At 61.1% G+C, this 5,270-nt stretch carries 7 protein-coding genes and 1 pseudogene; 3 read left to right on the top strand and 5 right to left on the bottom strand.

Going from position 1 to position 5,270, the window contains the following annotated elements:
* Nucleotides 1-112: 112 nt before the first annotated feature.
* The 4 genes from B3849_RS14095 to B3849_RS14080 all read right to left on the bottom strand — a co-directional run bounded on the left by B3849_RS14095 (nucleotide 113) and on the right by B3849_RS14080 (nucleotide 3,286).
* A complete protein-coding gene (locus B3849_RS14095) occupies nucleotides 113-1,105 on the bottom strand; it encodes an NAD(P)H-quinone oxidoreductase (RefSeq protein WP_037943108.1) in 993 nt (330 codons plus the stop codon).
* 101 nt (nucleotides 1,106-1,206) lie between these two features.
* Nucleotides 1,207-1,803 (bottom strand): energy-coupling factor transporter transmembrane component T family protein, encoded by a 597-nt coding sequence (locus B3849_RS14090; protein WP_184583289.1) that lies wholly within the window; start codon nucleotides 1,801-1,803, stop codon nucleotides 1,207-1,209.
* Nucleotides 1,778-2,503: an energy-coupling factor ABC transporter ATP-binding protein gene (locus B3849_RS14085; RefSeq protein WP_278424824.1), complete on the bottom strand. Its 726-nt coding sequence runs from the start codon at nucleotides 2,501-2,503 to the stop codon at nucleotides 1,778-1,780. The genes B3849_RS14090 and B3849_RS14085 overlap by 26 nt, the downstream gene beginning before the upstream one ends.
* An 84-nt stretch (nucleotides 2,504-2,587) precedes the next feature.
* Nucleotides 2,588-3,286, bottom strand: a complete 699-nt coding sequence (locus B3849_RS14080) for a COQ9 family protein (RefSeq protein ID WP_278424823.1) — start codon at nucleotides 3,284-3,286, stop codon at nucleotides 2,588-2,590.
* A gap of 115 nt (nucleotides 3,287-3,401) precedes the next feature.
* Between B3849_RS14080 and rpsU the strand changes: the two genes are divergently transcribed.
* Nucleotides 3,402-3,608 carry a 30S ribosomal protein S21 gene (rpsU, locus tag B3849_RS14075; protein ID WP_005851231.1) on the top strand — a complete coding sequence of 69 codons (207 nt, stop codon included), beginning with the start codon at nucleotides 3,402-3,404 and terminating at the stop codon, nucleotides 3,606-3,608.
* Between the two features lie 155 nt (nucleotides 3,609-3,763).
* Nucleotides 3,764-4,414, top strand: coding sequence for a PAQR family membrane homeostasis protein TrhA (gene trhA / locus B3849_RS14070; protein ID WP_009825931.1), 651 nt, complete (start codon nucleotides 3,764-3,766; stop codon nucleotides 4,412-4,414).
* Here the strand turns inward: trhA and B3849_RS14065 are convergent.
* A complete protein-coding gene (locus B3849_RS14065; protein ID WP_005851227.1) occupies nucleotides 4,411-4,872 on the bottom strand; it encodes an Lrp/AsnC family transcriptional regulator in 462 nt (153 codons plus the stop codon). The two genes, trhA and B3849_RS14065, sit on opposite strands and share 4 nt — an antisense overlap.
* 141 nt (nucleotides 4,873-5,013) lie before the next feature.
* On the opposite strand from B3849_RS14065, the pseudogene B3849_RS14060 reads away from it, so the two are divergent.
* Nucleotides 5,014-5,270: pseudogene (locus B3849_RS14060) on the top strand (alanine dehydrogenase); the annotation flags it as partial.

Here is a 5,270-nt window from a genome sequence, read left to right as displayed (position 1 = left end):
TGGGCCGAAACCCTTGACGCGTGGGAGGCGCGCCTGTCGGCGTAACGCCCCCTGAACGACAAGGGGCGCCCTGTTATCAGAGCGCCCCTTGCCTCATATTATTGCCCGCCGCTTAGGCGTTGGCGTCGACCTTCAACACGATCTTGCCGATATGGCCGCTTGTCTCCATGCGGGCGTGCGCCTCGCTCGCGTCCTCGAACGCGTATTCGCTGTCCATCACCGGTGCGATCTTGCCCGCGTCCAGCAGTGGCCAGACCTTCTCGCGCAGTTCTTCGGCGATCTTGGCCTTGGCCAGATCGCTTTGTGGACGCAGGGTGCTGCCGGTCATCGTCAGACGGCGTGTCATCAGCGTGGCAAAGTTCACCTCTACCTTCGGCCCGCTGAGGAAGGCGATCTGCACAAGACGGCCGTCTTCGGCCAGCGCTTGCAGGTTGCGCGGGATGTAGTCGCCGCCGACCATATCAAGGATCAGGTCTGCCCCGCCCTCGGCTTTCAGCACATCAACGAAATCCGAGTCACGGTAGTTGATCGCGGCCTCGGCCCCGAGTTTGGCGCAGGCGTCGCATTTGCTATCGGTCCCTGCCGTCGCAAAAACCCGTGCGCCGAATTCGCGCGCCAACTGGATCGCTGTCGTCCCGATCCCCGACGAGCCGCCATGCACCAAGAACCGTTCGCCCGCTTTCAGGCCACCGCGCATGAACACGTTGGACCAGACGGTGAAAAATGTCTCGGGCAGGCAGGCAGCTTCTTTCATGTCCATGCCCTTGGGCACCGGCAGACAATGGGCCGCAGGCGTCGCGACATATTCCGCATAGCCGCCACCGGGCAGCAGCGCGCAGACCTTGTCGCCGACAGCCAGACCGCTGACGCCCTCGCCCACGGCGGATACCACGCCCGAGGCTTCAAGCCCGGGCAGATCGCTGGCAGTGGGGGGCGGCGCATACATGCCCGCGCGTTGCAGCGCATCGGGGCGGTTGACACCGGCATAGGCCACTTTGATCACCACTTGCCCGTGGGCCGGCTGCGGCATGGGGCGGTCGGTGGGTTGCAGCACTTCGGGTCCGCCGGCCTTGGTGATCTCTATCGCACGCATGGTTTCTGTCATCGACTACGTCTCCTCCGTAAATCAGTGTTGCCGCACCATAGGCACGGTTTTCGGCACACACAATGCGAACTGACAGGCGTCAGGTCGCGGAGAGTCTCACGTCAAAGCCCGCCACGGGCACGCAGGGCCTCGGCCACATGTTCTGCGTCGTCAATCGCCAGCACGGTAAACGGGATGATCATCCGCCAGCCGACCCGCTTGGTGGAACGCGCGCGCCATGACTGCGCCAGCAACTGGCCCTTTTGCGCCAGAACGGGGGTAAAGCGGATGACGAGGGCGATGCCCAGTTCGATCGCGCGGGTCTGGATGCCAAGGCGGCGCAGCGGCGTTGTCAGCCATGTCACCACAGCCACCATCTGCGCCAGCTTGGTCGTCATGGTCACCAGATTCGCCAGCGCCACCGCTGTCATCATCCGCAACGTCACGGTCGCGCCCGCCATGATGTCACGGGTCACGATATGCCAGACCATAATCAGCACAACGAAGGGCAGCAGCACCCGCAAGCGCGCCAGCCCCACCTTGAAAAACCGCCATCCCGGCAGCGCATAAAGCAGCAGGGTCACCGCCAAGGCCGCCGCCTGCAGCGCGGGGTGGGTCAGGCTGAATAGCGCCATCGTCGCCACGCACAGCGCTGCCAGCTTTGCCCCCGCAGGCCAACCGTGGGCGCGGGTCTCAACCGGGGAGGTGAGTGAAATCATCGCTTTCCCCGATCTCTTGCATCTGTGCCACAAAGGCTTGGGTCACCTGAGGCACCGCGCCGTCCTGCACGATCTGACCCTGATCGATCCAGATCATCCGGTCATAGGTCGCCAGATGTGCGGGGTCATGGGTGATGTGCACCAAATGCGCCTCTACCGCGTGCAGCACGCGCGTGAGATGCATCATCGTCGGGATATCAAGCCCCGCAAAAGGTTCATCAAGAATGATCAGGCGCGGCTGCATAGCAAGGATCGACATCAGACAGACCAGCTGCCGCTGCCCCTGAGATAGCTGATGGATCGCCGCCTTCGCCCAATGGCTGCGGTTAAAGCGGGCGAGGATATCCGCCGTTCTCTCTGCCGCCTCTTTTGCGGAGTGTTTCAGCTGGGTCAGGCCAAAGCTGATCTCTTCTTCCACCGTGGGGAAGATAATCTGGTGATCGGGGTTCTGGAACAGGATGCCGACCTGCCGCAAGGCCGCCTTGCGATCCTTGACCACATCCACCCCGTTGATCCGCAGCTTGCCCGACGACGGGGCCACCAGCCCTGCCAGCACCCGTGCCAGAGATGTCTTACCGGACCCGTTACGCCCGACAATACCAATCCGCCGCTCGGATGCCTGCAGTGTCACATCACATAGCACTGAGGTTCCCTCGGGGGTGTAGGAAACCTTGTCCAGATCGATCAGAAACGGGTGCATATGCGTGAGTACCAATAAGCCGCGCCCGCGCCGGATGCGGACGCCGCAGCACCTAGCAGGTCTGGTCTGGCGAGGAAAGCCAGCCTAGGGGCGCGGGCTGCCCCAGCTGCCGGGAAGATCGCTACGGTTCAGCCGCGAGGGGGCTTTCACATGGGAAAGCAACCAGTTGGGCCCGGCCATCAACATGCTGAGCGTCGGGCTGCTGTTCACCTGCGCCTTGACCTTTTCGATCTGCATCACGTTCTCGATCCGCCGATCAAGGAAGGCCCATGTCTCTGCGTGGCCCTCGCTGGTATCGCCCAGCCAGAACAGCACGGTCGAGGAATAGACCGCGCTCAGCGTGGCGCGTTTGGTATACCAGTTCACGTCTTCGGACGTATCCCCCAAGGCAGTCCATATGGCATCCGCCGTCCCCCAGACCAGTTTGGCCCCCTCGGGCGCATACTGTGGCAGGGCAAACAGGGTTGTCCCACGACGTACCGCCTCTTTATCCGTGGCGGCCTCAAGACGGAAGCGGACCATAGCAGCCACCTTGGCCGAGAATTTCATCTCGGTCATGTTTTCGGCCTTCATCCGGTCGATCATCTGCTGATCGCCCCGTTTGTGATAGGCGACGGCCAGGTCGACGGCACCGCGCGGACAGACAGCACGCGCGACGGTCGGGTCCATGCCGGCATCGCTGACCGCAGCCTTGAACGTCACCTCTGACCAGCCGTCAAACGCGACATGCATCAGCGCGGCATCCAGCAGTTGTTCTTTCGGTGTCTGGGACGTGTTCGTCATAGCGGCCTCCTGAAGGGGTGATTGGCTTTGCTCTAGACAATATAGGTTTCGGTTGCTATATGGCCAGTTCCTGCAAATCCTTGCAACTTCAAACTAGAAAGGTGGTGAAAACCACATGCAGGTTAGTGTTCGCGATAACAACGTCGATCAAGCGCTGCGCGCCCTGAAGAAAAAACTTCAGCGCGAGGGTGTGTTTCGTGAAATGAAGCTTAAGCAGCATTTCGAGAAACCTTCCGAGAAAAAAGCACGCGAGAAAGCAGAAGCGATCCGCCGTAGCCGCAAACTGGCACGGAAGAAATTGCAGCGCGAAGGCATGATGTAAATCATCCAAGCGACGCATAAGAATACGAACCCCCGCTACCTTTCGGTGCCGGGGGTTTTCTTTTGTCTGCCGCTGCGCGCGTGGTGACGCATGGGTACAGTAGACAGGACCCGGCGGCAGAGCGTATCGCAAAGCGGCCAAAGACAGGACAAACCATGACCCAGCCCACCTACCCCAGCGTTGCCCCGATCCACCGGCGGGCTGATCTGATCGTCCACCTTGTGGGGCTTGCGCTGATTCTTGGGGCTGGCGGCGCGTTGGTGATGAAGTCGGCCACATCGCTGCAAACGGCGGTGACGGTCGCGGTGGTGGTCTATGTGCTTTGCGCGTTGGCATCAAACCTTGCATCCTGCGCCTACCACTTCGCGCCGTGGCATGACGCGCGCAAACTCATGCGGCGGATTGATCATGCGGCGATCTATCCCAGTATCGCGGGCACATTTACGCCGTTCTTCGTGCAGGCCGGCACGACATGGACGATCACGCTGCTTTGTGTGTCATGGGGGCTGGCGCTGGTGGCGATGTACAAAAAAATCACCGATCCGCAGGTTCAGGGCAAGTGGTCCACCGCATCCTATCTGGGGCTGGGCGCCATTGGCCTTTGCGCACTGCCGGACCTGACAGGGGTGCCGCTGGCAACACTCTGGTGCATCATCGGCGGGGCATTTGCCTATGTGATCGGCGTCGGCTTTTACGTGCGCCGGGCCATGCGCTTTCGCTATGCGACATGGCACGCTTGGGTCAATATCGGCGGCATCGCGATGTTCGCGGGCATCTGGATGGCGCTGTTTCCCTCCGCGATTTAGCCGACTGGCAGCGCTGTGGTGTTGCACACCGTGCGCAGCGCAAAGCTGGATTGCATCTGCCCCACACCGGGCAACCGCGCCAAATGCTGGCGATGGATGCGGGCGAAATCCTCGGTATTTTCGGCCACGACCTTAAGCAGGTAATCCGCGGCCCCCGCCATCAGGTGACATTCCAGCACATCGGGAATACGCGCGACCGCTTTTTCAAAGGCGTCCAGCACCTCGTCCGCTTGGCCTTGTAGGGTGATCTCGACAAACACCGTCGTGGGGACGCCCATCTTGCGCGGGTTCAGCAGGGCGACGTAATCGCGGATATACCCTTCGGCTTCCAGCCGCTGCACGCGCCGGTGACAGGCCGACGGCGACAGATGTACCTTTTCCGACAGGTCAGAGTTCGACATCCGCCCGTTGCGTTGCAGGGCAGTAAGGATGCGGCGATCGATGTCGTCTAGACTCATGTGGCGCAATACTTTCGCGTGAAATGACCAATATGCAGCAGAGTATTCGAAGAGCAAGGGGGATAACGGCCCATAATCCGTGCCCAATTGCGTATCGAGGGGCGTACCGTAATTCAAATGCACCCTCAATAGGATGAACTCATGAAAATCGGTTGCCCCAAAGAAATCAAGCCACAGGAATTCCGCGTCGGCATGACCCCGAATGCCGCTTACGAGGCGGTGAACAAGGGACATGAGGTTGTTGTCGAAGCAGGTGCCGGCATCGGCGCTGGTTTTGATGACGCCGCCTATACCGACGCAGGCGCGACGATCCTTGCCACCGCGAAAGAGGTCTTCGACAGCGCCGACATGATCGTCAAGGTCAAGGAACCCCAAGCGGTCGAGCGCAAGATGCTGCG

The organism is Sulfitobacter sp. UBA4523, from assembly GCF_002388305.1.
Taxonomy (GTDB): Bacteria; Pseudomonadota; Alphaproteobacteria; order Rhodobacterales; family Rhodobacteraceae; genus Sulfitobacter; species Sulfitobacter pontiacus.
The sequence above is the reverse complement of the archived record's forward strand: the minus strand, read 5'-3'. Positions and strand labels throughout refer to the sequence as shown.

Coding starts and splice junctions, on each gene's coding strand:
- B3849_RS14095 (WP_037943108.1), bottom strand. CDS start 1,105: ATGACAGAAACCATGCGTGCGATAGAGATCACCAAGGCCGGCGGACCC.
- B3849_RS14090 (WP_184583289.1), bottom strand. CDS start 1,803: ATGATTTCACTCACCTCCCCGGTTGAGACCCGCGCCCACGGTTGGCCT.
- B3849_RS14085 (WP_278424824.1), bottom strand. CDS start 2,503: ATGCACCCGTTTCTGATCGATCTGGACAAGGTTTCCTACACCCCCGAG.
- B3849_RS14080 (WP_278424823.1), bottom strand. CDS start 3,286: ATGACGAACACGTCCCAGACACCGAAAGAACAACTGCTGGATGCCGCG.
- rpsU (WP_005851231.1), top strand. CDS start 3,402: ATGCAGGTTAGTGTTCGCGATAACAACGTCGATCAAGCGCTGCGCGCC.
- trhA (WP_009825931.1), top strand. CDS start 3,764: ATGACCCAGCCCACCTACCCCAGCGTTGCCCCGATCCACCGGCGGGCT.
- B3849_RS14065 (WP_005851227.1), bottom strand. CDS start 4,872: ATGAGTCTAGACGACATCGATCGCCGCATCCTTACTGCCCTGCAACGC.